This window comes from Streptomyces sp. NPDC104096 (genome assembly GCF_055584385.1).
On record NZ_JBVJMD010000153.1, the window covers coordinates 1 to 2,012 of the forward strand.

1 protein-coding gene is annotated in these 2,012 nt (G+C 71.5%); it reads left to right on the plus strand.

The window, feature by feature from the left end:
- Window positions 1-2,012: acyltransferase domain-containing protein (locus tag ACZ60B_RS42885; protein ID WP_469397509.1), on the plus strand; the 2,012-nt coding region annotated here is incomplete at both ends.

The following is a 2,012-nucleotide window of genomic DNA, read 5'->3' on the forward strand; positions in this document are numbered from 1 at the left end:
TACGACGAGGTGTGCGCGCTCCTGGACGCGCCGGTCGATGTCGACTCGGAGGCGCTCGACCGGACGGGTTCGGCGCAGCCGGCGTTGTTCGCGGTCGAGGTGGCGCTGTTCCGTCTGCTGGAGTCGTGGGGTGTGCGGCCGGACTTCGTGGCCGGGCATTCGGTGGGCGAGATCGCGGCCGCTCATGTGGCCGGGGTGCTGTCGCTCGAGGACGCGGCGAAGCTGGTGTCGGCGCGTGCCGCGTTGATGCAGGCGCTGCCCGCCGGCGGTGCGATGGTCGCGGTCCAGGCCACCGAGGACGACGTGCTGCCGCACTTGACCGACGAGGTCGGTGTCGCGGCGGTCAACGGTCCTCGGTCGGTGGTCATTTCGGGTGTGGAGGGCGCGGTTGCGGCGATTGCCGAGGTGTTCGCCGCTCAGGGTCGTAAGACGTCCAGGCTGAAGGTCAGTCACGCGTTCCATTCGCCGTTGATGGAGCCCATGCTGGAGGAGTTCGCGGAGGTCGTCGGCGGTCTGGTCTTCAACGAGCCGCGGATTCCCGTCGTTTCGAACCTCACCGGTCGTCTGGCCGAGGCGTACACCCCGGAGTACTGGGTGCGGCACGTCCGTGAGGCGGTCCGTTTCGCCGATGGTGTCGAGACCCTCGGCGAGCTGGGCGTGACCACGTTCGTGGAGATCGGTCCGGGTGGTGTGCTCAGCGCCCTCGTCCAGGGCTGCTTCGACGACGGTACGGACGTCGTCACCGTTCCCGCCCTGCGCGTCGACCGGCCCGAGCCGTACGCCCTCGTCAGCGCCCTCGGGCAGCTGTACACCCAGGGCATCTCGCCCGACTGGCAGGCGCTCTTGCCCGGCGCCCGCCGCGTGGACCTGCCCACGTACGCCTTCCAGCGCGAGCGCTACTGGCTCGACGTTCCCCAGACGTCCGGTGACGTCCGGGCCGCCGGCCTGGGGGCGGCGGACCATCCGCTCCTCGGTGCCGCGATTGCGACGGCCGGCAGCGACGGGGTCCTGCTCACCGGACTGCTTTCCCTCGAAACCCACCCCTGGCTCGCCGACCACGCCGTGAACGGGACCGTTCTGCTGCCCGGCACCGCGTTCGTCGAGCTGGCGATCCGGGCGGGCGACGAGACGGGGTGCGGATCCGTCGAAGACCTCACCCTTGAGCTTCCCCTGGTCGTGCCCGAGCGTGGTGGCGTCACCCTTCAGGTGGCTGTCGGCCCGGAGGACGAGTCAGGCCGGCGGCAGCTGAGCGTGCACTCGCGCGTCGATGACGGTTCGTGGCTGCGGCATGCGACGGGTGTGCTGTCCTCGGCAGAGGCACCGTCCCCCGCGGATCTCGGCGCGTGGCCGCCGGCGGGTGTGGAGGCCGTCGACCTGACGGCGTTCTACGAGGGCATGGCCGCTGCGGGCCTGGACTACGGTCCGGTCTTCCAGGGCCTGCGCTCGGTGTGGCGCGGCGGGGACGACGTCTTCGCAGAGGTCGAGCTGCCGGAGGAGTCGACTGCCGAGGCGACGGCGTTCGCCCTGCATCCGGCGCTGCTGGACGCAGCCCTGCACGCCCTGGCCGCCGGTGGGCTGGTGTCGCTGGACGACGGGCCGGCCCTGCCGTTCGCGTGGTCCGGCGTCGTCGTGCAGGCTGCCGGTGCGGCGATGGCGCGGGTGAAGCTGTCGCGGACGGCCACCGGTTCGGTGACGCTGGCCGTGGCCGACGGCGCAGGTGACCCGGTGGCCTCGGTCGCGTCGCTGTCGTTGAGGGCCGTCCCGGCGGAGCAATTGCGCGGTGCCGGGGGCGGCGATCAGCTGTTCGGGCTGGAGTGGACACCGTTCACTCCTCCCTCCGCCACCGACACGCTGGTGATCGCGACTGTCGCGGACTTCGACGCACTGCGGGAGTCGGAAGGGACACCGGACGTCGTCGTCGTTCCGTGCCCGGTGGGGTCCGGGTCCGGTACGGAGACCGCGGACCGTGTGCACGGTGTCGTGGGTGAGGTTCTGGCGCTGGTGCAGTGGTG